Origin of the sequence: Serratia sp. BNK-4 (assembly GCF_048685115.1) — a bacterium.
GTDB classification, from domain to species: Bacteria; Pseudomonadota; Gammaproteobacteria; order Enterobacterales; family Enterobacteriaceae; genus Serratia; species Serratia bockelmannii.
In genome coordinates, this window is record NZ_JBLQTM010000001.1 from 291523 (window position 1) to 316663 (window position 25141).

The window sequence follows — 25141 nt, forward strand, 5'->3', positions numbered from 1 at the left end:
GTTATTCTCCTTCTATTGAGGGGGCGGCGAGGGGCGCCGTCTGGCGGCCGCGCAGATGGTTCAGCGCCAACCCGAAGCCGATGATGCCGGCAATGATAATAAAGTCTTTCAGGCTGCTGGCGATCAAAATCGTCCACAGCACGTACAGGCAGCACAGCAGCGCCACCACCACCGGCAGCGGCCACAGCGGCATCAGGTACGGGTGGTGGAAGTGGCGGCGACGGCGACTGATCAGCGCTGCCACCGCCATAATGATGTACACCAGCAGCAGCAGGATCACGGTGAACGAGGTCAGCGATTCGAGATCGGAGCAAAACGCCAGCAGCGCCGACGGCACGCCGAACAGCAGGGTGGCGATCCAGGGGGTGCCGAAACGCGGGTGGATGATTTTCAGCGCCCGGTTGAACGCCGGCAGCCAGAAGCCGTCACGTCCGCTGGCGAACATCATGCGGCTGAACTGCGCCACGATGGCGATAATGGCGTTGAACACCGACAGATAGATTGCGCCACTCACCACCCGCGCCAGCGTCGGGCCGCCGAGCTGGGTGACCACGTAGCCGACCGGATCGGCCTGTTTGGCCATCTCCGTCAGCGACGGCGAGCCGATCAGCAGGGCGGTGAACGGCACCAGTTCCACCAGCACCACGATGACCAGCGTCAGCATGATCGCGATCGCCATCGGCCTGCCCTGTTCGCGCATGTCTTCCGCCATGTACACCGCCGCGCCGTAGCCGTTGTAGGAGAACAGCGCGACCCCGACCATGGCGACGATCAGCGGCAGCGACACCGGCGCCAGGCTGCCCTGCGCGTCCAGCATCACCGGCGCGGTGAGGATCTCTGTACTTTGATGCGGGTGGCTGAAGCCGAGCCAGGCGATCAGCGCCAGCACCGCCACTTCCACCACCAGGAAGGCGCCGGTCAGCAGGGCGTTGGCTTTGATGTTGAAAATGGCGCAGATACCACCGACCAGCACGGTGAGCATGCCGGCGGTCGAGGCGTCGAACTGGGTGCCCAGCGCGGTGTTCAGGTAAGGCACTGCGCCGGTGGCCAGTACCGCCGGCACGAACAGCGAGGCGCTGAGGATAAACAGGTAGGTCTGCAACCCGCACAGGGTGCCGAACAGGCGCTTGATGATGCTGTATTCACCGCCGGCGCTGGGGTGTGCGGCGCCGAGCTCGGCATAGCACAGCGCGATGGCGGCGGCGACGCAGGCGGCGATCAGAAACGACAGAAAGGCGCCGCTGCCGGCGTTGGCGATCGCCAGCGGCGCGATAACGAAGATCGAACTGGCCGGCGTCACGCCGGACGCGGTGATCATCACCACGTCGAGGACGCTGAGATTGCCTTTGAAGGTGTGTTCAGGGGCGGACTCTTTCATGGGATAACGACTCCATTAACGTGTGAGTGAGTTATTGTTTTGCTGCACAGGCTGTACGCAGGAATCAAATGGAGCGCGCTAAATGCCGGGGAGCGTTGCTCCCCGGAAGTTTATTGTTCTTATGTGTTACCCCTGCCCCGACGGGAAGCTGAAGCTGGCGCGGCGGGCATCGCCGGAGGCCGGCCAGCGCTGGGTCACGGTCTTGCGTTTGGTGTAGAACCTGACGGCGTCCGGGCCGTAGGCGTGCAGATCGCCAAACAGCGAGCGCTTCCAGCCGCCGAACGAGTGGTAGGCCACCGGCACAGGCAGCGCCACGTTGATCCCCACCATGCCGACCTGAATGCGGCTGGAAAAGTGGCGCGCCGCTTCGCCGTCGCGGGTGAACAGGCAGGTGCCGTTGCCGTATTCGTGGGCGTCGATCAAGGCCATCGCCTCCGGCAGCGAGGCCGCGCGCACCACGCCGAGCACCGGGCCGAAGATCTCCTCCTGATAGATGCGCATGCCGGGCGTCACGCGATCGAACAGCGTCGGGCCGAGGAAATACCCCTGGCTGGGGCGGCCGTCGGCGCCGATCACGCTCAGTTCGCGGCCGTCCACCAGCAGCTCGGCGCCTTCGGCTACGCCCTGATCGATATAGCCTTTCACCTTCTGATAATGCTGCTGGGTCACCAGCGGCCCCATGTCGTTGCGGTTGTCGCTGCCGGGGCCGACGCGCATGGCGGCCATCTGTTGCCGCAGCCCGGCGATCAGCGCGTCGGCGGTGCCGTCGCCCACCGCCACCACCAGCGGGATGGCCATGCAGCGCTGGCCGCACGAGCCGAACGCCGCGCCCATCAGCGCGCCGACCGCGCCGGGGATATCGGCGTCCGGCAGCACCACCGCGTGGTTTTTGGCGCCGCCCAGCGCCTGCACCCGTTTGTTCTGGCCGCAGCCGGTGTGATAGATGTGCTCCGCCACCGGCGTCGAACCGACGAAGCTGATCGCTTTGACGCGCCCGTCATGCAGCAGCGTCTCCACCGCTTCGCGGTCGCCGTTGACCACGTTGAGCACCCCCGGTGGCAGCCCGGCTTCCGCCGCCAGCCGGGCGATATACAGCGCGGCGGAAGGCACGCGCTCGGAAGGTTTCAGCACGAAGGTGTTGCCGCAGGCGACCGCCATTGGCCACATCCACAGCGGCACCATCGCCGGGAAGTTGAACGGGGTGATGCCCGCCACCACCCCCAGCGGCTGAAACTCACTCCAGCTGTCGATGCCCGGGCCTGCCTCTTTGCTGTGTTCACCCTTCAGCAGTTCCGGCACATAGCTGGCGTATTCGATATTCTCAATGCCGCGCTGCAGTTCGCCCAGGGCGTCGCTGAGCACCTTGCCGTGCTCGGCGGTGATTAACTGGCAGATGGCGTCGGCGTGTTGCTCCAGCAGATCCTTGAGCTTCATCATGATGCGCGCGCGCTTCAGCGGCGGGGTGTCGCGCCAGGCGGGATAGGCCTGTTCGGCGGCGGTGATGGCGCGCTCCACCGTGGCGCGGTCGGCTAGCTGCACCTCCTGCGCCGATTGGCCGGTGGCCGGGTCGTAAACCGGCTGGCTGCGTTCGCCGGCGGCGGCGGGCTCACCGTTGATCCAATGGGTAATGGTCATGGTTCTCTCCTTATTCGGTGGCGTTGAGGGCGTCGCCCACGGCGTTGATCAGCGCATCGATCTGCGCTTCGCTGCTGATGAACGGCGGTGCCAGCTGCAGGGTGTCGCCGCCGTAGCGCACGTAAAATCCGCTTTCCCAGCAGCGCATCGCCGCCTCGAAGGGGCGCCGCGCCGGCTCGCCGGGCCGCGCCGCCAGCGTGATGCCGGCCGCCAGGCCGATATTGCGAATGTCGGCGACGTGTTTGGCTCCTTGCAGGCTGTGCACCGCGCGCTCGAAGTAGGGCGCCAGCGCCTGTACGCGCTCCACCATCTGTTCGCGCTGCAGGATGTCCAGCGTCGCCAGCGCGACCGCGCAGCTGACCGGATGGGCGGAGTAGGTGTAGCCGTGCGGGAATTCGAGCTGGTAGTCCGGCTCGCCGCCGTTCATGAAGGTTTGGTAGATCTCCGGCCGCACCACCACCGCGCCCATCGGCTGCGCGCCGTTGGTCACCTGTTTGGCGATGTTCATGATGTCCGGCGTGACGCCGAACGCCTCGGCGCCGGTCATCGCGCCGCAGCGGCCGAAGGCGGTGATCACTTCGTCGAAGATCAGCAGGATGTCATGCTGGGTACAGATTTCGCGCAGGCGCTGCAAGTAGCCGACCGGCGGCACGATCACCCCGGCGGAGCCGGAGAACGGTTCGACGATCACCGCGGCGATCGTCGAGGCGTCGCGCAGCGCGATGATGCGGTTGAGCTCTTCCGCCAGCTCCGCCCCCTGTTGCGGCATGCCGCGCGAAAAGGCGTTGCCGGCCAGCAGGGTGTGCGGCAGGTGGTCCGCCTCGGCGCCGGCGCCGAACGTCTTGCGGTTGCCGGCGATGCCGCCGACCGAGATACCGCCGAAGTTAACGCCGTGATAGCCCTTCTCCCGGCCGATAAAGCAGGTTTTGCCCGCCTGGCCTTTGGCGCGCCAGTAAGCGCGCGCCATTTTCAGCGAGGTGTCCGCCGCTTCCGAGCCGGAGCCGGTGAAGAACACGTAATCCAGCCCCGCCGGCGTCAGCGCCTTGATTTTGTTGGCCAGCTCGAACGACAGCGGGTGGCCGAACTGAAACGCCGGCGAGTAATCCAGCGTCGCCAGCTGGCGCTGGGCGGCGTCGGTGATTTCCTGCCGGCCGTGCCCCAATCCGCAGCACCACAATCCGGACAGGCCGTCGAAAATCTTTCTGCCGTCGTGGCTGGTGTAATACGCCCCTGCGGCCTGAGTAATGATGCGCGGCTGCGCTTTAAAATTACGGTTGCCGGTAAAAGGCATCCAATGGGCCTCTAACCCTTCGGCATCGAGACGATTAAGCGAATAATTTTCAGCGGCCATGTTTTCCTCCGGGCAGGAAAATAAGTGCGATTAATTAAATAAAATGAGTTGTTAACGAATTGTTGTGCGAAATTGACTATGTACCGCTTGTTCTCTACTGTGAATAATCATATGTCGAAACTTACTTAAGGTTTTATGCAAGTAAAAAAGCGCGCGCTGTTAGGGCAATTGTCGGATATGGATCTGCGTTTGCTGCGGGTATTCAAGGCCGTGGTCGACTGCGGCGGCATGAGCGCCGCCGAACTGGAGCTGAATATCAGCCTGTCGACCATCAGCAAGCACATCAAGGATCTGGAGCAGCGGCTGGGCCTGACGCTGTGCCAGCGCGGGCGCGAGGGTTTTGCGGTTACCGACGAGGGGCTGTTGATCTATCAGGAAACGGTCAACCTGCTGGCGGCCACCGAGGCGTTCCGGCGCGGGGTGGACGAGGTACACCAGCGCATGGGCGGGCAGCTGCACGTGGCGATATTCGACCATACGGTCAGCAATCCGCAGGCGCAGATCGGCCGGGCCATCGCGTTATTCAGCGAGCGCGCGCCGGAGGTTTCTTTGCAAATGTACGTGGAGCCGATTAATACCATTGAACGCGGCGTCATTGACGGGCAATTTCAGGTTGGCGTTATTCCCATGCACCGCAGCGCGGAAAGTTTATCTTATCATTCGTTATTCAGTGAGAGGATGTTCTTATATTGCGGCGCGCAGCATGAATTATTTTCCGGCCCCCATGAAACATTAAATTGGGATCTGCTGCACAATTATGCCTTCGCCGGATTAGGCTATCATTCGCCGAATATGGAACTGAGCCTGCAGCAACATTTGCATCGCAAGGCGACGGGGTTTGCGCAGGAGTCGATCGCCACGCTGATCCTGTCCGGCAAATACGTCGGCTTTTTGCCTGATCACTACGCGGCGTTTTTCGTGGCGCAGAATATGATGCGGGCGATCAAACCGGCGCTGTTCCGCTATCACTGTGAATACTCCAGCGTGCTGCGCCGCTCGCCGGTGCCGCAGCGGGTGGTGAAGCTGTTCCATGAGTGCCTGCTGGCGGCCCACGGAACAGCGTGACGCTTACTGCTCTTTCTTCTTGCCGAAGATCCTGATCAGCGCGCCGACCAGGATGCCGACCGCGATGCCGGCGAAGATCCAGCCGATGATGCCCATTTTCTTAACTCCTGCTAGTGCGTTGATCTGATTATATAATCATTCGACGCGAAACGCCTCTTCGATCATCCGTTGCCGCTGCGCCGGCACATAGTCGATCCAGGAATTCTTGCTGTTGGATTTCTCCAGCGCCACCGCCAATTCCTGGCCGGAAATCGGCAAATCGTCCTGCCAGAACGGTGCGATGGCGTGGCGGGTGATGAAGTCGGTCAGGTAGCTCTCCGGGCTGCCCTGCCAGTGCGGGTACAGGCGCGCGGCCAGCTTGGCCATCAGCGCGCGTTGCTGCGGCTGTTCGCTGGTTTCCAGCAGGGCGAGGAACGGCAGCAGCAGGCGGCCACAGACTTGGCCGTGGTGGTAGTCGCGCAGCGCGCCGATCTCGCCGGCGATGCCGTGAATGACCCCCAGCCCGGCGGCGCTCAGCGTCAGCCCGCCGAGGTACGAAGCTTGCATAATCGCTTCGCGCGCCGCATCGCTGCGGTTGAGCGCCGGCCAGGCGGCGAGGAAGTGGCGTATGCCGTTCAGCGACATGTCGCGCGTCATGGCGCCGGCGGTTTTCGACAGATAGGCCTCGAACAGGTGGGTGAAGGCGTCGATAGCGCAGTAGGCCAACACTTTGTCCGGCGCGCCCGCCAGCAGCTGCGGATCGAGAATGGCGGTGTGCGGCACGAAGTTATTGTGGCGCAGCGAGGCCTTCACTTTGCTGACCTGGGTATCGGTGATCACCGCGTTCTGCGTCACCTCGCTGCCGGTGCCGGCGGTGGTGGGAATGGCGATCAGCGGCAGGGTGGCGCCGCTGATTTTGCTATCGCCCACCTTTTCCATATAGCGCAGCGTCGGCAGCGGATGCACCACCAGCGCGGAGAACGCTTTGGCGGCGTCGAGCACGCTGCCGCCGCCGATGGCCACTACGCGCTGCACCTGTCCGCGCCAGCGCGCCACCCAGGCGTCTATTTCCTGCGGCGACGCCTCGTGGTTGACGATTTCGGTGCCGATGAACAGCGGCGCCAGCGCTTCGCGCAGGCCGGCGTACACCGGGCCGTTGAGAAAAGATCGGCAGCTGAACAACAGCGTCGGCTGCGGGTCGGCAAGCAGCAGCGGCGGCAGCTGCTGGATGCTGCCGTGGCCGAACCAGGTCTGGCGATTGGCGATGATGTGGCTGACGGACATGAGATCTCCTTGACGACGTTGCAGAGCGCGATGCCACAGCATAAGCCAGCGGGCGCGGAGCGGCCACCGCTTTCCCCGCCGCGGCAACCTGTGAGTTGTTTAACATGTAAACGATCGCGTTCTTGCATTTCGGCGTTTTGGGTGCTTTTTTTAACAGTACCGGCCGTCGTGCGGCCAACCCCATCCGAAATCGGTAGATTGTTAATGTGTTAATAATGGCGAGGCGGGTATGGAAATTCAGGTTGAACGCTTGTCTGCGGTGATCGATGCGGTGGCTAGCCCGCGTTTTTATCCCAGCCTGTTGAATTGGCTGGAGGGATTTTTCGCCTTCGACAACGCCATCGTCTATGCCTTCGAACGCGGCCGGCCGCCGCGCTGCCTGATCAAAACCGAGCGGGAAAACAGCGATGCGGTCAATCAGATCTACCAACAGGGCGCCTACCTGCAGGATCCGTTTTACCGCGCGCTGAGCGACGGCGGCGAAGGCGAGGTGCTCACGCTGCGCCAGCTGGCACCCTGCGGGTTTTATCACAGCGATTATTACCGTAATTTTTATCGCAAGACCGGCTGGCACGACGAGGCCGGCGTGCTGCTGCAGCTGACGCCGGAGCGCGGGCTGGGGGTATTCTTCGGCTCGGTGCGCCGCACGGTGGCGGTACGCTATCCGCAGCGGGCGGATCTGCGCAGTGCGCTGACGCTGGTGAAAAGCGTGGCGCGGCTGCACGGCGAAGTGGTGGCGGCACCGGCCGAGGCCGCGACGGTGAACGATGACGGCGCCCAGGCGCGCTATCTGCTGACGCCGCGCGAGCGCGAGATCGTCGATCTGATCCTCGCCGGCTGCGGTTCGCAGCAGATTGCCGACCGGCTGTTCATCAGCCTCGGCACGGTAAAAAATCACCGCAAGAACATCTACGGCAAGCTGAACATCGGCTCGCAGGCCGAGTTGTTTAGCCTGCTGCTGACCGCCCCGCAGCGGCGCAGCGCGTGAATGTTAATTTTTTGTAGCGAATGTCCCTAAGGGGACATAGCGAACGATCCCACTGCTCCCGATAATCCGATGTCATGGCATAGGCAATCGGGAGTGCGGCAGTGAACAACGAAATCGAGTCCTTAACCTACTACGCGGCGACCAAAAAATACGATCTGCGCTTCCCGACGCTGGAAGAGGATCTGGACGTCGACGTGGTGATCATCGGCGGCGGCTTCTCCGGCATCAACACCGCGCTGGAGCTGGCGGAGAAGGGCATCACCAACATCGCCATTCTCGAAGGCCGCTATCTGGGTTACGGCGGCACCGGGCGCAACGGCGGCCAGGTGATGGCCGGCATCGGCCACGATCTGGAGAAGATCAAGCGCCACGTTGGCCCGGCCGGGCTGGAAACCATCTTCAAAATCAGTAACCTCGGCGCCGGCATTATCCGCGAGCGCATCAAGAAATATGACATCGACGCCGACTTCTGCTTCGGCTACGGCTATCTCGGCAGCAACGCGCGCCAGGAGAAGACCCTGCGCGGCTGGCTGAAGGAGTTCAAGGCGGTAGCGCCGCAGGAGGAAATTGAGCTCTACACCGGAGCGGAGGTGAAGCAGGTCGTGGGCTCAGACGCCTACACCTGCGCGCTGAAGCACATGGGCGGCGGCCACGTGCATTCGCTCAACCTGCTGCTGGGCGAGGCCAAGGCGCTGAGCGGCTACGGGGTGAAAATCTTTGAGAACAGTAGCGTGTTCAACGTGGAGTATGGCCCGCGCATTACGGTGCGCACCGCCATGGGCTCGGTGCGCGCCAACAAGATGCTGTGGGCCTGCAACGGCTTCCTCAACGGCATGGAGCCGCAGATCTACCGCAAGACCATCAATACCTACGCCTTCCAGCTGGCCACCGAGCCGCTGTCTGACGATCTGATCCGTCAGATCAGCCCGATCCGCGGCGCCTACAGCGACATCCGCCCGGTGATCGATTATTACCGGGTGACCAACGAGAACCGGCTGCTGTTCGGCAGCGCCACCCGCCTGATCGAATATTTCCCGTCGGATCTCAAGGCCTGGAACCGCAACCTGATGCTGAAGGTGTTCCCGTACCTGAAAGACGTGAAGATCGATCTGGCCTGGGGCGGCCCGCTGTGCTGTAGCGCCAACTTGTTCCCGCAGATCGGCACGCTGCCGGATCGCGACAACGTGTTTTACGTGCAGGGCTACTCCGGCTTCGGCGTGACGCCGAGCCACATCGTGTGCAAGGTGCTGGCGGAGGGCATGAGCGAAGGATCCGATCGGTACGATCTGATGAGCTCGATCCCGCACGTCAACATCTTCGGCAAGGACAAGCTGCGGCGGGTGATGACCACCGCCGGTAAGGTTTGGCACCAGACATCCGGCTACTGGAAAGGCCGCCGTTAACCCTCAGAGGAGAATCACATGAAACCGTTATTGCTTAAACAACCGTTGCCAGAACTGCTGGAGATCGGCAGCGTCAGCAACCTGGGCGCCACGGTGATCGCCGGCACGCCAAACGTCGGCGTGGCCAGCATCTTCGGCGAACCGACCGACAACCTGAACTGCGGCGTGTTCAGCTGCACCCGCGGCAGCTTCGTGATGGAGTATCCGTTCGCCGAGCACGCCACGGTGTGGGAAGGCAGTGCGACCCTGACCAACGAACGCACCGGCGAATCGGTGCAGTATCAGGCCGGCGATTCCTGGTTCGTCGAGAAAGGCACCCCGGTGCGCTGGGACATCACCTCGGATCGCTTCGTCAAACACTACCTCGCCATCGTCGAAGGCTGACGCCGTCATGCCCCCCTCAGCAGGCTGAATGCCGAGGGGGAGCGCCTTAGGCTAACGCCCGCGTAATAAAATCAGTCACCCGCTTGAGGATCTGATCCTTATTGGTTTCGTTAAAGCTCTCGTGCCGCCCGCCCGCATTGATCATCCGTTCGAAATCGTCGCCGCGCAGACGATCGAGCGCGGTTTGCGTTTCGCTCATCAGCACCAGCCGATCGTCGTCGCCATGGATCCACAGCGTGGGCAGCGCGCCGAAGCCCGGCCCGGCGTTGATGGCGGTGAGGATCCGCTGCATGGCGCGCAGGGTGGGACGCTTGAACGGCCCGTGCCACACCAGCGGATCTTCCTGATACGCCGCGCCAACCGCCGGATCGCGCGCCAGGGTCGCGGTATCCAGCGGCGCGTCGGGGATCGTCGGCAGTTCAGCCAGATCGGAAATCGCCGTTCTGTCGCCGAGCAGCGGGCCGGACAGCACCAGCGCGCGTACCTCCTCGCCATGGCGCTGCACGTAGCGGGTGGCGATCATGCCGCCCATCGAGTGGCCGATCACCACCAGCGGCAAGGTGGGGTATTGCTGCCGGAAATGGCTGACCACGCGCTGCACGTCGTCGACCACGGCGTCATAATCTTCGATCAGCACGCGCTCGCCCTGCGACAGGCCGTGGCCGAGATGGTCGGGGCCGAACACCCGCGCGCCCTGCGCCTGCAGCGTGCGCGCCACGTATTGATAGCGGCCGAGGTGCTCGCCGTAGCCGTGCACCAGCAGCGCCAGATAGCGCGGCTTGTCGTTTCCCCAGTCGTGCACGGCGATGTCGCCGTGACGGCCTTTGATAAAGCTGACGGTTTGTTCGGACATGTTATTGTTCTCATGGTGGTAGGGTTGCCTTTCAGCGTAGCGGCTGGCGGCGAGGTTGTCAGGGGCGCCGGGTGCGGCGCCCGCAGAGAGGGGATTACAGGCCGAACTTGCGCGCCAGCTCGTCGAGCGCTTCGCGCTGGAAGCGGTTGAAGGCGTCGCGCGGCTGCTGCTGTTGGATGAACGTCAGCAGCGGATCCTGCACTTCAGTGCGCACGCCGCTTAGCTGTTCCATCACCGCCAGCCCGCAGAACGGCACGTAGGATTCGGCGTAGCCGCCTTCATGCACCATCACCAGTTTGCCGCCGCACAGCCGGTCGGCGGCGTCCTGCACCAGCGCGGTCATGGCGCGGAAGCTGTCGCTGTGCAGCTGCATGCGCGCCAGCGGATCGAGGGCGTTGGCGTCGTAACCGCAGGCGACGATGATCAGCTCCGGCTCGAATTTTTCCAGCACCGGGATGATGAGGCGCCGCATGGCGTGCAGGTAGCCGTCGTCGCCGGCGCCGGCCAGCATCGGCACGTTAACGTTGCAGCCCGCCCCGTCGCCTTCGCCGCGATCCTGCTCGCCGGAATAGCCCGCCGGGAAGCAGCCGTCCTGATGCAGCGACAGCGTCAGCACGTCGCCGCGCTGCCAATAGATGTGCTGGGTGCCGTTGCCGTGGTGCACGTCCCAGTCGAGCACCGCGACTTTGCCGAGGCCGTAGCGGGCCTTGGCGCGCTCGATGGCGATGGGAATATTGGCCAGGAAGCAGAAGCCCATCGATTGATCCGGCAGGCAGTGGTGGCCCGGCGGGCGCGACAGCGCATAGGCATTATCCAGCTCGCCCTGCAGCACCGCCTCCACCGCCGCGCAGGCCAGCCCGGCGGAGAGTTTGGCGATTTCATAGCTGCCCGGCCCCAGCGGCGCTTCCTCCCCCAGCAGGCCGCCGCCGCTGTCGCTCACCTGTTTGAAGCGCTGCAGGTAGTGGGCGGGGTGGATGCGCAGCAGGTCTTCTTCCGTCGCCGGTTCGGCGCTCAGCAGGGTGAGCTGGCGCGACAGGCCGGATACGTCCATCAGGTTCTTCATACGCCGTTTGGTTTCCGGCGATTCGGCGTGGCCGGGGCCCGAGGGCGGTTGTACCCAGCCGCCGACCGGCAGGGTGGTGGCGTGCAGGCCGGTGCTGTGCCAGAAACAGCGTTCATCAAACAAGAAACCGGTTGTTCTTTTCACCTTTCTCCTCCTGTTATACGGCGCGGTGCGCGCGGTGAAGCCAGCGAAATCAACAGCAGCGACAGCAGCGCGCAGCCCAGCGCGCCAAACAGCAAGGCGTTGAAACCGCCGGAAGATTCGATCAGAGAGCCGGCCAGCGTCGGGCCGATGGCCATGCCGCCGCCGATCACCAGGTTGATGCCGTTCATCAGCTTGCCGTCGTTATCCAGCCCGGCGACCCGCGCCAGAATGAACGGCAGCACGAAGGTCCAGGTGAATTTGAACAGCAGGGCGGCCAGGGCGAAGCGCAGGAGCAGGGGCTGGCCCGTCAGCAGCGCCACGCTGGCCAACAGCAGGGCGTACCCCAGCACGATCAGGCGTCCGCCGCCGAAGCGCGCGCCGATCAGCGCCGCGGCCCCCGCGCCGACGATGCCGAGCAAGGTGGCGACGGCCAGCACCTGGCCGCTGTGGGCCGGCGACAGCCCGGCGCCGGCGGCGATGCCGCCGATAAAGGTCCAGACCGCGCTCAGGCTGATGTAAAAGGTCAGCACCGCCAGCACGGCGCACAGCTTGCGCGCCAGCGAGGCGGCGGGGCCGCTGCGGGCGGTGCGGGCGGCGGTGAAACCGTTGGGGAACGCCGGGATGAGCGGCAGGCAGCACAGCATGATGGCGGCCAAAATCAGGTAGACCGCCATCAGGCCGAAGTGCGCAAACAGCGGTGGCAGCACCAGCAGCCCGACCGCGCCCAGCACCAGCTGGCCGAGCACCCAGAAGGCATAGACGCGGCTGGGATTGGCGGTGCCGGCAGCGCAGGTGATGCACAGGATCATCAGGGTGCCGCCCGCCAGCGAGGCGATAAAGCGCAGCGGTAGCAGCAAGGTAAAATCTTGTACCAGCGCCGAAGCCAGGTTGCCGGCGATAAACACCAGCGCCGACAGCGTAGCGACCCGCCGCCAGTTGATGCGCCCGATCCACCACCACGCCGGCAGCGTGGCCAGGCTCATGGCGCCGAGTTCGGTGGAGAACAGGTGGCCGATCTGCGCCGGGCCGAGCTGCCACTGAGTAGCGAGCTGGGCGGCCACGGCGGGGGCGGTCATCAGAATGCCCGGCGCGATGGCGGCGAAGACGATAATGGCGGTCAACAGCCGCGGCGGGCAGGGGAGCGCCGCGCCGACGGCGGGCGCGGAAACCGAATCACTGGACATAAACCTTTTCCCCAAGCGTTGAGTGACGATGAAATATCCCGCCCGGCCCGATTGCGGGCAGGGGGAGGCCGCGCCATAAATGGCGAATACGTTTTGGCGTTATTTTCCGGCCGTCGGCAGCGGCGGCCGTTATCGGGCGTTAACCGTGGGCGAGAAAGCCGCCGGCGACCAGTTCGGTGCGGTTCACCACGTCGGTTTTGGCGAAAATATTGCGCATATGGGTTTTCACCGTGGACAGCGAAATGCCCAGCTTCAGGGCGATGCGCTTATTGCTGGCGCCTTCGCGCACCAGGTTGACGATCTCTTGCTCTTTGGCGGTCAACAGCTGCGCCTCGCCGTCGGGCAGCAGATCGCGCGTCGCCAGCTCGATCAGCGGCAGCACCGCGCGCAGGCGGCCGCGTTCCACTTCGGTAAACGGCGTATCGCGGATCAGCGATACCCCGGCGACGATGCGTTTGCGTTGGCGGATGAAGATCTCCGTCATGTCGCGCATGTCGTTCGGCAACATAAAGTCGTGGTAATAGCGGCGGTTGCCGGCGATCGCCGCCGGGCTCATGCCGACCATGGTGATGTCCTGGCGATGGAAATTGGCCGGCTGCAGCGGATCTATCTGCTGGAAGTGGTTCAGGTACTGCTGGTGCGTTTTATCGGGCATGCCGTGCAGGATGTAGTGATCCGGCCGCAGGTCGCGATCGACCAGATAAAACACCCCGGCGGACACCGGGATCAGGTGCGTAATGGTCGCCAAACAACTGTTGATAAAGGCATCGGATGCGGTGCTGTGCATGATTCGTGTTCCTCCCTTTATCGTTCAATCTGGAGAATGTTGGCGGTCAATATATGAACGATACAAGCATAGTTGTAGCAATTTGGCAACACAATAAAAACATATTAACAACGTGAGGCCGATTGCAATAAAACACATAAATAACAAGATGACACTGCGTTTATCAGGGCTTTTTAGGGCGGATTTTTCGCGATTTTCATTAATAGGTTAATGAAATAGTCCGCCGCTTTTCCCGCTGAATTTACAGCGCTTTTCAATGCTTGCCTGGGCGAGGCCCTCGCCGCTCTGCGCGTGCTACAACCGGCGCGACCGTCGCCGTCCCTCGTTCTTAAGAACGATAGCCAGGCTTTTCCACCGCTTCCTACACTGCGAATTGAAGATAGCGCCAGGCGGCGCCAAACGTATAAGACGAAAAAATGATGACCTTTCTCGGGCTGAGGCGTCGGGTTGTTCAGTCCGCATGACCATACGGGGAACGAACGATGCAGAAAAAAACGTTGGCGGTGGCGTTGAGCGGTGCCTTATCGGGCCTGGCACAGGGGGCGGACGCCGATCGCCCCAATGTGCTGATCATTCTGGTGGACGACATGGGCTACTCCGACATCAGCCCGTTCGGCGGCGAGATACCGACCCCCAACCTGCAGGCGCTGGCCGAGCGGGGCGTGCGCATGAGCCAGTACTACACCTCGCCGATGTCGGCGCCGGCGCGGTCGATGTTGATGACCGGCAACACCAACCAGCAGGCCGGCATGGGCGGCATGTGGTGGTATGAGAGCACCGCGGCACAGCCGGGCTATGAAATGCGGCTGACCGACCGCGTGACCACATTGCCGGAGCGCTTTCGCGATGCGGGGTACGCCACCATGATGGCGGGCAAATGGCACCTGGGCTATGTCGACGGCGCCAAACCGACCGATCGCGGCTTCGAGCGCGCCTTCGCCTTCATGGGCGGCGGCACCAGCCATTTCGACGATGCGAAACCGCTGGGCACCGTGGAGGCGTTCCACACCTTCTACACCCTGAACGGCAAACGCGTGTCGTTGCCCAAAGATTTCTACTCCAGCAAGGCCTATGCCGATCAGCTGGAACAGTGGATCCGCGATACACCGCAGAATCAGCCCGTCTTCGCCTATCTGGCGTTCACCGCGCCGCACGATCCATTGCAGGCGCCGGATGACTGGATCGCTAAATTCGACGGCAAATACGACGCCGGCTATCAGCAGGCCTATCAGCAGCGCATTCAGCGCCTGAAGGCGCTGGGGTTGATTTCCGATCGCACGCCGATGCCGACGCTGGCGTTGGATCAGGCCTGGAACGCGCTGACGCCCGAGCAGCAAAAATATGAAGCCAAGACCATGCAGGTATACGCGGCGATGATTGCCTATATGGACGATCAGGTCGGCGCGGTGCTGAACACCCTGAAGCAGACCGGCCGTGACCAAAATACGGTGATCGTGTTCGCCACCGACAACGGCGCTAACCCGGCCAGCGGCTTCTACTACGGCTCGAAGCCGGAGTATTGGCGGCAGTTCGACAACAGTTACGCCAACCTCGGCCGCAAGGGATCGTTCATCTCTTACGGGCCGCACTGGGCCAACGTCAGCAATGCGCCGTACGCCAACTACCACAAAACCACCAGCGCACAGGGCGGCATCAATACCGATTTCATCATCTCCGCGCCGCGGCTGAAGGGGCGCGGCGGCATCGACCGCACGCCGATGGCGGTGTATGACATCGCCCCGACGTTGTATGACTATGCCGGCATCGACGCCAACAAACCGCTGAAGGCCAAACCGACGCTGCCGATGGTCGGCGTCAGCTTCAAGCGCTATTTCAGCGGCGAGGCCGACGGTGTGCCGCGCGCGACCTACGGCGTGGAGTTGCATAACCAGGCCGCCTATGTAGACGGCATCTGGAAGCTGCGGCGGTTGGTGAAGGCCGGGCCGACGGCGCAGATGGCGCCGTGGGGGCTGTTCAACCTGCATGACGATCCGCTGGAGACGCGCGATCTGGCCGCCGCCAACCCGGATCAAGTCAAACGGCTGAGCGAGGCGTATCGCCGCTTTGCGCAGCAGAGCATGATTATTGAAGCTAAAGGCGCAGCGATCGACTACCTCGGCGTTGACGCCAGCACCGGTGACTACATCGGCTTGGATCCGCAGACCCACAAACCGTTGCCGCAGGCGGCACCATGAACCTGGCCCAGCTGCGTGCGCAGCAGATCCCGGTGGAGAGCGAACCGCGCGCGGCGGCGCCTTTTCATTTGCTGGTGAAGCCGATCGGCGCCGGCTGCAACCTGGGTTGCCGCTACTGCTACTATCCGCAGCGCCAGGAAGAACGGACGCGCAAGATGGACGACGACCTGCTGGCGGAATTTATCCGCAGCTACATCGCCGCCCAGCCGCGTTACAGCCGCGAGATCAACTTCGTCTGGCAGGGCGGTGAGCCGCTGCTGGCGGGGATCGGTTTTTACAAGCGGGCGCTGGCGTTGCAGCGCCGCTATGCGCCGCCGGGCGTGCGGATCAGCAACAGCCTGCAGACCAACGGCACTCTGCTGAACGACGCCTGGTGCCGGCTGTTCCGGCAACATCACTTTATCCTCGGCGTCAGCCTGGACGGCGATCGCGAGGTGCAGGACGCCCACCGGCCGGACAAGCGCGGCGGCGCCAGCTATGACGCCGCGCTGCGCGGCATTGCGTTGTTGCAGCGCCATCAGATCGACTTCAACCTGCTGATGGTGGTGCACGACGGCGTCGCGGATCGCGCCGAGGCGATCTACGATCATGCGGTGGCGATCGGGGCGCGTTATCTGCAGTTTCAGCCGCTGATGCTGGAAGGGGATGCGCCCACCGCCGGTTACGGACTGAGCGCCGCCAACTGGGGGCGCTTTATGCTGGCGGTATATCGCCGCTGGCGCAGCCGCGGGCATATCGGCCAGGTCTTCGTGATGAACATCGAACAGGTCTACGCGCAGTATTTCACCCACGTCAGCCCCAGCTGCGTGCACGCCGAACGCTGCGGCGGCAATCTGGTGATGGAGCCGGACGGGCGGCTTTACGCCTGCGATCATCTGATCAATGCGCAGCATCTGCTCGGCCATGCCGATCGCCACACGCCGCTCGCCACCCTGGCGGCAAGGGCGGCGGAGATGCCGTTCGGTAAAAACAAGAGCCTGCGCCGCGAGTGCCAACGCTGCAGCGTGAAAAGCGTCTGCCAGGGCGGCTGCCCGGCGCATGTGGGCGAAGATCGCTATAACCGGCTGTGTGCCGGTTATTACGCCTTCTTTTCCGCGCTGCTGGCGCCGCTGCGCGCCTACCCGCGCAGCCCGCAGGGGGTGATGCAATGGCGCGCCGCCGTGAGCGCCGCCGCAGGTTGAAACTGTCTCGTCCTTAAGGACGATAGTCAGCATTTTCCTTTCCTCTCTATAGTGAGATTACCGCCGCTGGCGGTGAAAAACCTGCAAGCACCTGCATGCATCAGGCCAAAACTATAAGAGGAAATAACCATGAACCTGTCGTCGCGGTTGCACGCCCACCTGGCTAGAGGCAAGGTCGGCTTTCCCACCACCCTGGCCAGTTCGGTCGGGGTGATCATGGCCAGCCCGGTGATCCTGACGGTCACCAGCGGCTTCGGCATCGGCGGCGACACCTTCGCGCTGGCGATGCTGATCGCCTTCATCATGATGCAGGCGCAGCTCACCACCTTCTCCGAAGCGGCGTCGCTGCTGCCGACCTCCGGTTCGGTTTACGACTACATCTCCTGCGGCATGGGGCGCTTTTTCGCCATCACCGGCGCGCTGTCGGCCTACCTGATCGTGCATATCTTCGCCGGCACCGCCGAGACCATTCTTTCCGGCATCATGGCGCTGGTGAACTTCGAGCACCTCAACACCCTGATGGAAAGCCACAATGCCTCCTGGATGGTCGGCGTCGGGCTGGTTGTCGTGTTCGGCCTGCTCAACGCGTTTGGTATCGAGGCCTTCGGCAAGGCGGAGATCGTGCTGACCTTCGCCATGTGGAGCACGCTGGTGATTTTCGGCATCGTCGGGCTGCTGTCGCCGCATGCGGTGCCGCTTGAGGGCTGGTTCGGCAGCACGCTGAGCCTGAACGATCCGTTCGCGGTGTTCAGCCTGATCGGCATGGCGATGTTCATGTTCGTCGGCTGTGAGCTGGTGACACCGATGGCGCCGGAGATCAAACGCTGCGATCGGGTGATCCCGCGCGCGATGGCGCTCGGGCTGTGCGGCGTGGCGGTGTGCATGGCGCTGTATGGCGCGGCGCTCAGCCACCAGGTGGAAAACGTGGTGATCGACGCCGCCAGCGGCACGCGCCTGCTGGAAACGCCGATGGCCATCCCGGCGTTCGCCGGCCAGGTGATGGGCCAGTTCGGCAAATACTGGCTGGGCGTCGGCCTGCTGTTGGCGGGCGCGGCGACCATCAACACGCTGATGGCGGCGGTGCCGCGCATTCTGTACGGCATGGCGCTGGACGGCGCGCTGCCGCGCATGTTCGCTTATCTGCACCCGCGCTTTAAAACGCCGGTGGTCGGCATTTTGGTGGCGGTCCTGATCCCCTGCGTACACGCCTTCGCCATTCAGGGCAACCTCGACAGGATCATTCCGCTGGTGCTGGCGGCGGTGTGCGCCTGGGGCGTGGCCTACCTGCTGGTGACCTGTTCGGTGGTGATCCTGCGCGTGCGCCGCCCCGACCTGCCGCGCGCCTATAAATCGCCGTGGTTCCCACTGCCGCAAATCGTTTCCAGCGTCGGCATCGTGCTGGCCATCGTCTACATCACGCCGCCGGGGATGAACCCGAGCGACATCTACATTCCCTTCGGCTGGATGATCGGCCTGACCGCCGCCTATGCGCTGTTCTGGACGCTGTGCGTGCAGAAAGTGAACCCGTTCAAGCCGGTGCCGGTCGAGCAGGTGCTGGAGAACGCATTTGCCAAGGGTGAAAACGAGGAGGCGCAGTTTGATCGGCTTACTTCCCTCACTTAATCGCGCCTGGCGGCGCGCGCCGTCGGGCTATCGGCCGGGCGCCGCGCTGGATCGTCTGGCGCGCAATCTGGAACCCTACGCGTGCGAACGCCTGGCGCCGGGCCTGCTGCGGCTGACGCTGCCGCAGGGGCCGCAGATCGAGATCGGCGAACAGGTGCAGGGGCTGTTTATGGCGCATATCGTCAGCCACCGTTTTCGGTTGCAGGGCGCATGCGCAGCGCAGCCTCCGCTGACGCTGGACGTGGTGACCGGCGGCTGGCTGCGGCGGCGCGGGGTGCGCTATCTGTTGCGCCAGCGCCATGCAGCCGCGCAGCGAGTGCTGGAAGGGCTGCAGCGCTACCCGCAGATCGGCGAGACGCTGGCGCAGCTGGATTTTCGCCGCGTGCGGCTGACGGTGAACGACGGGCGCTGGCAGGTGGATATCGAGCATTTCGCCGCGTCGGAGGTGGTCAGCCGTTTGCCGGCCGGCCGCCGCTATCTGCGGCTGGATGCCGAACAGCGGCGGCTGCTGTTGAGCAGCCTGCTGATGATCGGCCAACTGATGGAGAAGCTGAATCATGAATAGAGTGGTTGTGATTACCGGCGGCGGCACCGGCGTCGGCGCCGCCTGCGCCCGTCTGCTGGCGGCGCAGGGCGATCGGGTGTTCATCATCGGCCGCCGCCCGGAACCGCTGGCGGCGCTGGCGCAAGAGATCGGCGCGCAGGCGCTGGTGGGCGATGCCGCCAGCGGCGAGAGCTGGAACCACACGCTGCTGCCGGCGATTCTGCGCGACGCCGGGCGCATCGACTGCCTGATCGGCAGCGCCGGCGGCATGGGCTTCAAGCGCATCACCGAGATGACCGACGCGCAGTGGCAAGGGGCGATGGACAGCAACCTCAACAGCGCTTTCGCCAGTGCGCGCGCCTGCCTGCCGGAGCTGATTAAAAGCGGCGGCAACCTGCTGTTCGTGGCCTCGATCGCTTCGCTGGCCGCCGGGCCGGAGGTCTGCGGCTACGTTACCGCCAAACATGCGCTGATCGGGCTGATGCGCTCCATCGCCCGCGACTATGGCCCGCTGGGCGTGCGCGCCAACGCGGTGTGCCCGGGCTGGGTGACCACGCCGATGGCGGACGAAGAGATGCAACTGCTGATGGACGCCCATCAGATTTCGCTGGAGCAGGCCTACCAAATGGTCTGTCGCGACGTACCGCTGCGCCGGCCGGCCAGCGCCGAGGAGATCGCCCGCGTCTGCCGTTTCCTCTGTTCCAGCGAAGCTTCAATCATAACCGGCGCGGCGCTGGTGGCCGACGGCGGCTCCACCATCGTCGATGTGCCGACCCTGGCTTTCACTTCCCTGTAAGGAGCATTTCCATGAGTTCAGAAGCGGTATTCATTCAGGTTGGCGCGCTGGCGGAAGGCTTTGCGCCGCACAGCAATACGTTGGAACGCCAGCACGGCCTGGCGGGCACCATGCTGACGCTGCGTTTTAGCGACGGTGCGACGCAGCGCTGTCGGTTTAGCGACGAGCAGACGCTGGAGTGGGGGGAGCGGCGCGGCGTCGCCTATCGCGCTACCAGCATTCGCCCTGGCGTGTTGTTCATCGATTTTCTCGATCCTGCCCGCGCTAACGCCAGCATTACGCTGGTATGCGACCGCAATCAAGGCAACTTCACTGCGGTATACGGCCAACTGCCGGACGAAGCGCAGACGCGGCTCGATGCCTTCAGCCGGGTGGAGCAGGGGCTGCCGCTGACCGCGGTTGAGGCCGAATTCCGCTTCGGCACGCTGGACGACGCCGACGCGGCACCGCCGGGCTTTACCGACGAGCTGATCGGCATGCGCAATATGTACACCTACAGCCCGACCGAGCGGTACGAGCACATCTACCTGAACGACAACTTCTACGCCTGGCAGTGTCTGGACGGGGTGGAGAAAGGGCTGGCGGACGTCGATCGCTGCCACTACGTGAAGGTGGCGGAGCAGCTTTATCTGTTCGTCTGGCGCGAGAAGATCATCCCGACGCTGGGCGTGGTGATGATCGATCTGCAGGGCATGCGCACCGACGGCAAGATCCTCGGCTATCAGGGCAGCGATTTCAGCGCGCTGAGCAACTTTGCGGTCGGCGCCCACGCTCAGGTGCTGAACACCACGCACCACCCGCGAGGATAGGCCGATGAGCGCAACCTATGCGGCCAATGCCTTCGCGGGGCAGGTGGTGCTGGTGACTGGCGGCGCTCAGGGCATTGGGCTGGCGATCGTCAGCGCCTTTGCCCGGCTGGGCGCCGAGGTGACGATCGCGGACGTGCAGCTGCCGCAGGCGCAGGCGGCGGCGCAAACGCTGCGGGACGAAGGGCTGAGCGTACAGGCGCTGGCCTGCGATCTGGCCGAGCCGGGGCAGATTGCCGAGTTGGTGGCGGCGGTGGGCGAGCGGCACCAACGGTTGGACGTGGTGATCCACAACGCCGCCTATTTTCCGCTGACGCCGTTCGCCGCCATCGACGCGGCCCTGTTGCAACGCACGCTGAGCGTCAATCTGATGGCGCCGTTCTTTCTGGCGCAGGCGGCGCTGCCGTGGATGCGCCACCGGGGCGGGGGCTGCATTCTGGTGACCTCGTCGGTGACCGGCCCGCGGGTAGCCTACCCGGGGCTGGCGCACTATGCCGCCTCCAAGGCCGGGGTGAACGGGTTTATTCGCGCGGCGGCGCTGGAGCTGGCGGCGGAGAACATTCGCGTCAACGGCGTGGAGCCGGGGATGATCCGCACGCCGGCGATGGCCAACCTGGGCGACGCGCAGGTGAATCAGGCGATCGCCGCCTCAGTGCCGCTCGGGCGGCTGGGGGAACCGGCAGACATCGCCGCGGCGATGGTGTTTCTCGCCTCGCCGGCGGCGGCCTACATCACCGGCCAGACGCTGGTGGTGGACGGCGGCGCGCTGTTGCCGGAAACGAATTCTCTGCTTACTTGACGCTGCAGCGTTGTTGGCTGCAACGCCAATTAATTTGAGCATTCCGGTTGGTTAAATCACTGCTTGGCGGGATGCGCGGTGACGTTGGCAGGCAGGCTGTCACCCAGGGTGATCAGCTCGTCCAGCAACGTCATCAGCTGGTCCATTTTCTGCCGCGAGAAAGCGGCTTCAATCTCGGCGTAGCCCTGTTCCACCTGGTGGCGCGCCACTTCATACAGATCCTGGCCCTGCTGGGTCAGCGACACGTACAGCTTGCGCTGATCGTTAACCGGCTTGAGGCGGAAGATCAGCTTATCACGCTCCATGCGCGACAGAATGCCGGTCAGGCTGGGACGCAGGATGCAGGTTTCCGCCGCCAGTTCGTGGAATTCGATCGAACGGCTGTTGGCCAGCACGCGGATGATGCGCCACTGCTGCTCGGTCAGGTTGTGGCTTTTCAGGATCGGGCGAAAGAACCCCATGGCGGTTTCGCGCGCCTGCAGCAGGGCGATGGTTAACGATTCATGCATAAGTTTGGCCTTAGCTATCAAGGTGTTCGTTGTCACGGCGCTTACCGCAGGGCTGTTACCCCGCCAGGCCCGATTTTGTTAATAACTTAATAGTAGCCAAAGTTACCCGCAGGGATAAAGCAAAAATGCGCGGGGCAGCGAAAAATGGCGATAAAAATGATTAATACGCTGAATAATCACGCTAATGTTCGTTGTTTGTGAATATTTTGTTATCACGATCACAAATCACTCCAAGCGCGTTGCGTAAAAGCTGCACAGCGTATAAAAGTAATCATTAATATATTAATGAATGCCGGTTGTCATGTTTTGCCATTGGAGGAGTTCGCATGAAAGGCACCGTATTTTCCGTTGCGCTGAACCACCGCAGCCAACTGGACGCCTGGGATCAGGCGTTTCACCAGCCACCGTATCAAACCCCGCCCAAAACCCCGGTGTGGTTTATCAAACCGCGCAACACCCACCTCGCCAACGGCGGGGCGATCCCGTTTCCGGCCGGTGAAACCGTGCAGAGCGGCGGCACGCTGGCGGTGATCATCGGCGATACCGTGCGCAAGGTGCCGGCGGCGCAGGTGAGCCGTTATCTGGCCGGTTACGCGCTGGCCAACGACGTCAGCCTGCCGGAAAGCAGCTTCTACCGCCCGGCGATCAAGGCCAAATGCCGCGACGGGTTCTGCCCGCTGGGGGAGATTGGTCTGCTGGAGAATGCCGATCGGCTGGAGATCGTCACCGAGATCAACGGCGTGGAGCAGGACCGCTGGTCCACCGCCGATCTGGTGCGCTCGGTGCCGGAACTGATCGCCGCCATCAGCGATTTCATCACCCTGCAGCCGGGCGATGCGGTGTTGATCGGCACCCCGCACCAGCGGGTGGAGATCAAACCGGGGGATGAGGTGACGGTGCGCGCCGCCGGCCTGCCCACTCTGACCAACCGCGTCACCCAGGCAGGAGCCGCATCATGAAACATGCCCGTATTCGCCATCATGGCCAGATCGTCAACGTTCAGGTGGACGACCAGCTGCGCGTCACGCTGCCGAACGGCGAGGTGCTGCAGGAGCGCGAAGTGGAATGGCTGCCGCCGGCGCAGGGCACGGTGTTCGCCCTGGGGCTGAACTATGCCGACCACGCCAGCGAGCTGGAATTCAAGGCGCCGGAAGAGCCGCTGGTGTTCCTCAAGGCGCCGAACACCCTGACCGGCCACCGTCAGGTGTCGGTACGCCCGGCCGGCGTGGAGTATATGCATTACGAAGCCGAGCTGGTGGCGGTGATCGGCAAGACCGCGCGCAACGTCAGCCGTGAGCACGCCATGGAGTACGTGGCGGGTTACACCTTGTGCAACGACTACGCCATCCGCGATTACCTGGAGAACTACTACCGGCCGAATCTGCGGGTGAAGAGCCGCGATACCCTAACGCCGATCGGGCCGTACATCGTCGATCGCGACGACGTCGCCGATCCGCACCGGCTGGCGCTCAGCACCTATGTCAACGGTGAGCTGCGTCAGCGCGGCAGCACCGCCGACATGATTTTCGACATTCCGTTCCTGATCGCCTACCTGAGCGAATTCATGACGCTGCAGCCGGGCGACATGATCGCCACCGGCACGCCGAAAGGGCTGGCCGACGTGCAGCCGGGCGATGAAGTGGTGGTGGAGATCGAAGGCATCGGCCGTTTGGTTAACCACATTATCAGTGAAAAGATTACGAGGAAAGCCTGCGATGAAAACCATCAACCACTGGATTAACGGCAAGAACGTCGCCAGCAAAGAGTATTTCACCACCACCAACCCGGCGAACGGCGAGGTGCTGGCGGAAGTGGCCTCCGGCGGTCAGTTGGAGATAGACCAGGCGGTGGCCGCGGCGAAAGAGGCATTCCCCAAGTGGGCGAATACGCCGATGAAAGAGCGCGCGCGCCTGATGCGCCGTTTGGGTGAACTGATCGACCAGAACGTGCCGCAGATCGCCGAACTGGAAACCGCCGATACCGGTCTGCCTATCCATCAGACCAAAAACGTGCTGATCCCGCGCGCCTCGCACAACTTCGAATTCTTCGCCGAGGTGTGCCAGCAGATGAACGGCAAGACCTACCCGGTGGACGACAAGATGCTCAACTACACGCTGGTGCAGCCGGTGGGGGTATGCGCGCTGGTGTCGCCGTGGAACGTGCCGTTCATGACCGCCACCTGGAAAACCGCGCCTTGCCTGGCGCTGGGCAACACGGCGGTGCTGAAGATGTCCGAACTGTCGCCGCTGACCGCCGATCGCCTGGGCGAGCTGGCGCTGGAAGCCGGCATCCCGGCCGGGGTGCTGAATGTGGTGCAGGGCTACGGCGCCACCGCCGGTGACGCATTGGTGCGCCATAAAGACGTGCGTGCGGTCTCCTTCACCGGCGGCACCGCCACCGGCCGCCGCATCATCGAAAGCGCTGGGTTGAAGAAATTCTCCATGGAACTGGGCGGCAAGTCGCCGGTGCTGATCTTTGAAGACGCCGACATCGAGCGGGCGCTCGACGCCGCGCTGTTCACCATCTTCTCGATCAACGGCGAACGCTGCACCGCCGGTTCGCGCATCTTCATTCAGGAGAGCATCTACCCGGAATTCGTCAAACGCTTCGCCGAGCGCGCCAACCGTCTGCGCGTGGGCGATCCGCAAGATCCCAACACCCAGGTGGGGGCGCTGATCAGCCCGCAGCACTGGGAAAAAGTCTCCGGCTATATCCGCCTCGGGGTGGAGGAAGGGGCAACCCTGCTGGCCGGCGGCCCGGACAAACCGGCCGGTTTGAGCCACGGCAACTTCCTGCGCCCGACGGTGCTGGCGGATGTCGATAACCGGATGCGCGTGGCGCAGGAGGAGATTTTCGGGCCGGTGGCCTGCCTGCTGCCGTTCAAGTCGGAAGAAGACGGCCTGCGCATGGCCAACGACGTGGAGTACGGCCTGGCGTCGTACATCTGGACGCAGGATGTGAGCAAGGTTCTGCGCCTGGCCCGCGGCATCGAAGCCGGCATGGTTTTCGTCAACACCCAAAACGTACGCGATCTGCGCCAACCGTTCGGCGGCGTGAAAGCCTCCGGCACCGGCCGCGAAGGCGGCGAATACAGCTTCGAAGTATTCGCCGAAATGAAGAACGTGTGTATTTCCATGGGCGACCACCCGATCCCGAAATGGGGCGTTTGAGCCTCAGGCCACAATAATAA

22 protein-coding genes and 1 pseudogene are annotated in these 25141 nt (G+C 63.6%); 14 read left to right on the forward strand and 9 right to left on the reverse strand.

Going from position 1 to position 25141, the window contains the following annotated elements:
• Position 1: 1 nt before the first annotated feature.
• The 3 genes from ACMGGW_RS01385 to ACMGGW_RS01395 form a co-directional block, all read right to left on the reverse strand.
• Entirely contained in the window at positions 2–1378 is a 1377-nt protein-coding gene (locus tag ACMGGW_RS01385) for an APC family permease (protein ID WP_025305170.1), read from the reverse strand.
• Positions 1379–1504: 126 nt separating this feature from the next.
• Positions 1505–3013 carry a CoA-acylating methylmalonate-semialdehyde dehydrogenase gene (locus ACMGGW_RS01390; protein ID WP_197832131.1) on the reverse strand — a complete coding sequence of 503 codons (1509 nt, stop codon included), beginning with the start codon at positions 3011–3013 and terminating at the stop codon, positions 1505–1507.
• 10 nt (positions 3014–3023) lie between these two features.
• Positions 3024–4364: an aspartate aminotransferase family protein gene (locus tag ACMGGW_RS01395; RefSeq protein ID WP_042783621.1), complete on the reverse strand. Its 1341-nt coding sequence runs from the start codon at positions 4362–4364 to the stop codon at positions 3024–3026.
• Between the two features lie 135 nt (positions 4365–4499).
• Here ACMGGW_RS01395 and ACMGGW_RS01400 point away from each other — a divergent pair, with 135 nt between their 5' ends.
• Positions 4500–5429 (forward strand): LysR family transcriptional regulator, encoded by a 930-nt coding sequence (locus ACMGGW_RS01400; RefSeq protein ID WP_025305173.1) that lies wholly within the window; start codon positions 4500–4502, stop codon positions 5427–5429.
• A gap of 135 nt (positions 5430–5564) precedes the next feature.
• Here ACMGGW_RS01400 and ACMGGW_RS01405 read toward each other — a convergent pair whose 3' ends face one another.
• A complete protein-coding gene (locus tag ACMGGW_RS01405; protein ID WP_197832132.1) occupies positions 5565–6692 on the reverse strand; it encodes an iron-containing alcohol dehydrogenase in 1128 nt (375 codons plus the stop codon).
• A gap of 229 nt (positions 6693–6921) precedes the next feature.
• On the opposite strand from ACMGGW_RS01405, the gene ACMGGW_RS01410 reads away from it, so the two are divergent.
• The 3 genes from ACMGGW_RS01410 (at position 6922) to ACMGGW_RS01420 (ending at position 9467) form a co-directional block, all read left to right on the forward strand.
• Positions 6922–7680 carry a helix-turn-helix transcriptional regulator gene (locus ACMGGW_RS01410; RefSeq protein ID WP_089181644.1) on the forward strand — a complete coding sequence of 253 codons (759 nt, stop codon included), beginning with the start codon at positions 6922–6924 and terminating at the stop codon, positions 7678–7680.
• A 101-nt stretch (positions 7681–7781) separates the two neighbouring features.
• A complete protein-coding gene (locus ACMGGW_RS01415; RefSeq protein ID WP_141997195.1) occupies positions 7782–9083 on the forward strand; it encodes an NAD(P)/FAD-dependent oxidoreductase in 1302 nt (433 codons plus the stop codon).
• 18 nt (positions 9084–9101) lie between these two features.
• The gene (locus ACMGGW_RS01420; protein ID WP_015376517.1) at positions 9102–9467 is read left to right on the forward strand and encodes a cupin domain-containing protein; all 366 of its coding nucleotides are present in this window, start codon (positions 9102–9104) and stop codon (positions 9465–9467) included.
• A gap of 46 nt (positions 9468–9513) precedes the next feature.
• Here ACMGGW_RS01420 and ACMGGW_RS01425 read toward each other — a convergent pair whose 3' ends face one another.
• The 4 genes from ACMGGW_RS01425 to ACMGGW_RS01440 all read right to left on the reverse strand — a co-directional run bounded on the left by ACMGGW_RS01425 (position 9514) and on the right by ACMGGW_RS01440 (position 13498).
• Positions 9514–10320, reverse strand: a complete 807-nt coding sequence (locus tag ACMGGW_RS01425; protein ID WP_197832133.1) for an alpha/beta hydrolase — start codon at positions 10318–10320, stop codon at positions 9514–9516.
• A 94-nt stretch (positions 10321–10414) separates the two neighbouring features.
• Complete coding sequence (locus ACMGGW_RS01430; RefSeq protein ID WP_151428306.1) at positions 10415–11527, reverse strand: class II histone deacetylase; 1113 nt, start codon at positions 11525–11527, stop codon at positions 10415–10417.
• Positions 11524–12711, reverse strand: a complete 1188-nt coding sequence (locus tag ACMGGW_RS01435) for an MFS transporter (RefSeq protein WP_043136167.1) — start codon at positions 12709–12711, stop codon at positions 11524–11526. The genes ACMGGW_RS01430 and ACMGGW_RS01435 overlap by 4 nt, the downstream gene beginning before the upstream one ends.
• 139 nt (positions 12712–12850) lie before the next feature.
• Positions 12851–13498: a response regulator transcription factor gene (locus ACMGGW_RS01440; protein WP_049204607.1), complete on the reverse strand. Its 648-nt coding sequence runs from the start codon at positions 13496–13498 to the stop codon at positions 12851–12853.
• A 482-nt stretch (positions 13499–13980) separates the two neighbouring features.
• Here ACMGGW_RS01440 and ACMGGW_RS01445 point away from each other — a divergent pair, with 482 nt between their 5' ends.
• From ACMGGW_RS01445 to ACMGGW_RS01475, 7 genes are all read left to right on the forward strand, one after another.
• Positions 13981–15693 carry a sulfatase-like hydrolase/transferase gene (locus tag ACMGGW_RS01445; protein ID WP_197832134.1) on the forward strand — a complete coding sequence of 571 codons (1713 nt, stop codon included), beginning with the start codon at positions 13981–13983 and terminating at the stop codon, positions 15691–15693.
• On the forward strand, positions 15690–16874 hold the full coding sequence (locus ACMGGW_RS01450) for an anaerobic sulfatase maturase (RefSeq protein ID WP_197832135.1): 1185 nt from the start codon (positions 15690–15692) through the stop codon (positions 16872–16874). The genes ACMGGW_RS01445 and ACMGGW_RS01450 overlap by 4 nt, the downstream gene beginning before the upstream one ends.
• Positions 16875–17003: 129 nt before the next feature.
• On the forward strand, positions 17004–18497 hold the full coding sequence (locus ACMGGW_RS01455) for an APC family permease (protein WP_049207838.1): 1494 nt from the start codon (positions 17004–17006) through the stop codon (positions 18495–18497).
• A complete protein-coding gene (locus tag ACMGGW_RS01460) occupies positions 18472–19062 on the forward strand; it encodes a DUF3156 family protein (RefSeq protein WP_043136151.1) in 591 nt (196 codons plus the stop codon). The genes ACMGGW_RS01455 and ACMGGW_RS01460 overlap by 26 nt, the downstream gene beginning before the upstream one ends.
• On the forward strand, positions 19055–19837 hold the full coding sequence (locus ACMGGW_RS01465; protein ID WP_043136148.1) for an SDR family NAD(P)-dependent oxidoreductase: 783 nt from the start codon (positions 19055–19057) through the stop codon (positions 19835–19837). Before ACMGGW_RS01460 ends, ACMGGW_RS01465 begins: the two co-directional genes overlap by 8 nt.
• Positions 19838–19848: 11 nt before the next feature.
• On the forward strand, positions 19849–20646 hold the full coding sequence (locus ACMGGW_RS01470; protein WP_197821749.1) for a MoaF C-terminal domain-containing protein: 798 nt from the start codon (positions 19849–19851) through the stop codon (positions 20644–20646).
• Positions 20647–20650: 4 nt separating this feature from the next.
• Positions 20651–21442 carry an SDR family oxidoreductase gene (locus ACMGGW_RS01475; RefSeq protein WP_089181646.1) on the forward strand — a complete coding sequence of 264 codons (792 nt, stop codon included), beginning with the start codon at positions 20651–20653 and terminating at the stop codon, positions 21440–21442.
• A gap of 56 nt (positions 21443–21498) precedes the next feature.
• On the opposite strand, the gene hpaR is transcribed toward ACMGGW_RS01475, so the two are convergent.
• Entirely contained in the window at positions 21499–21951 is a 453-nt protein-coding gene (hpaR, locus tag ACMGGW_RS01480; RefSeq protein WP_004933183.1) for a homoprotocatechuate degradation operon regulator HpaR, read from the reverse strand.
• A 326-nt stretch (positions 21952–22277) separates the two neighbouring features.
• Here hpaR and ACMGGW_RS01485 point away from each other — a divergent pair, with 326 nt between their 5' ends.
• The 3 genes and pseudogenes from ACMGGW_RS01485 to hpaE all read left to right on the forward strand — a co-directional run bounded on the left by ACMGGW_RS01485 (position 22278) and on the right by hpaE (position 25121).
• Positions 22278–22910, forward strand: coding sequence for a fumarylacetoacetate hydrolase family protein (locus ACMGGW_RS01485; RefSeq protein ID WP_049207851.1), 633 nt, complete (start codon positions 22278–22280; stop codon positions 22908–22910).
• Positions 22907–23670, forward strand: a pseudogene (locus ACMGGW_RS01490) (fumarylacetoacetate hydrolase family protein). The gene ACMGGW_RS01485 and the pseudogene ACMGGW_RS01490 overlap by 4 nt, the downstream one beginning before the upstream one ends.
• Positions 23667–25121 (forward strand): 5-carboxymethyl-2-hydroxymuconate semialdehyde dehydrogenase, encoded by a 1455-nt coding sequence (gene hpaE / locus ACMGGW_RS01495; protein ID WP_033636981.1) that lies wholly within the window; start codon positions 23667–23669, stop codon positions 25119–25121. Before ACMGGW_RS01490 ends, hpaE begins: the two are co-directional and overlap by 4 nt.
• Positions 25122–25141 lie beyond the last annotated feature (20 nt).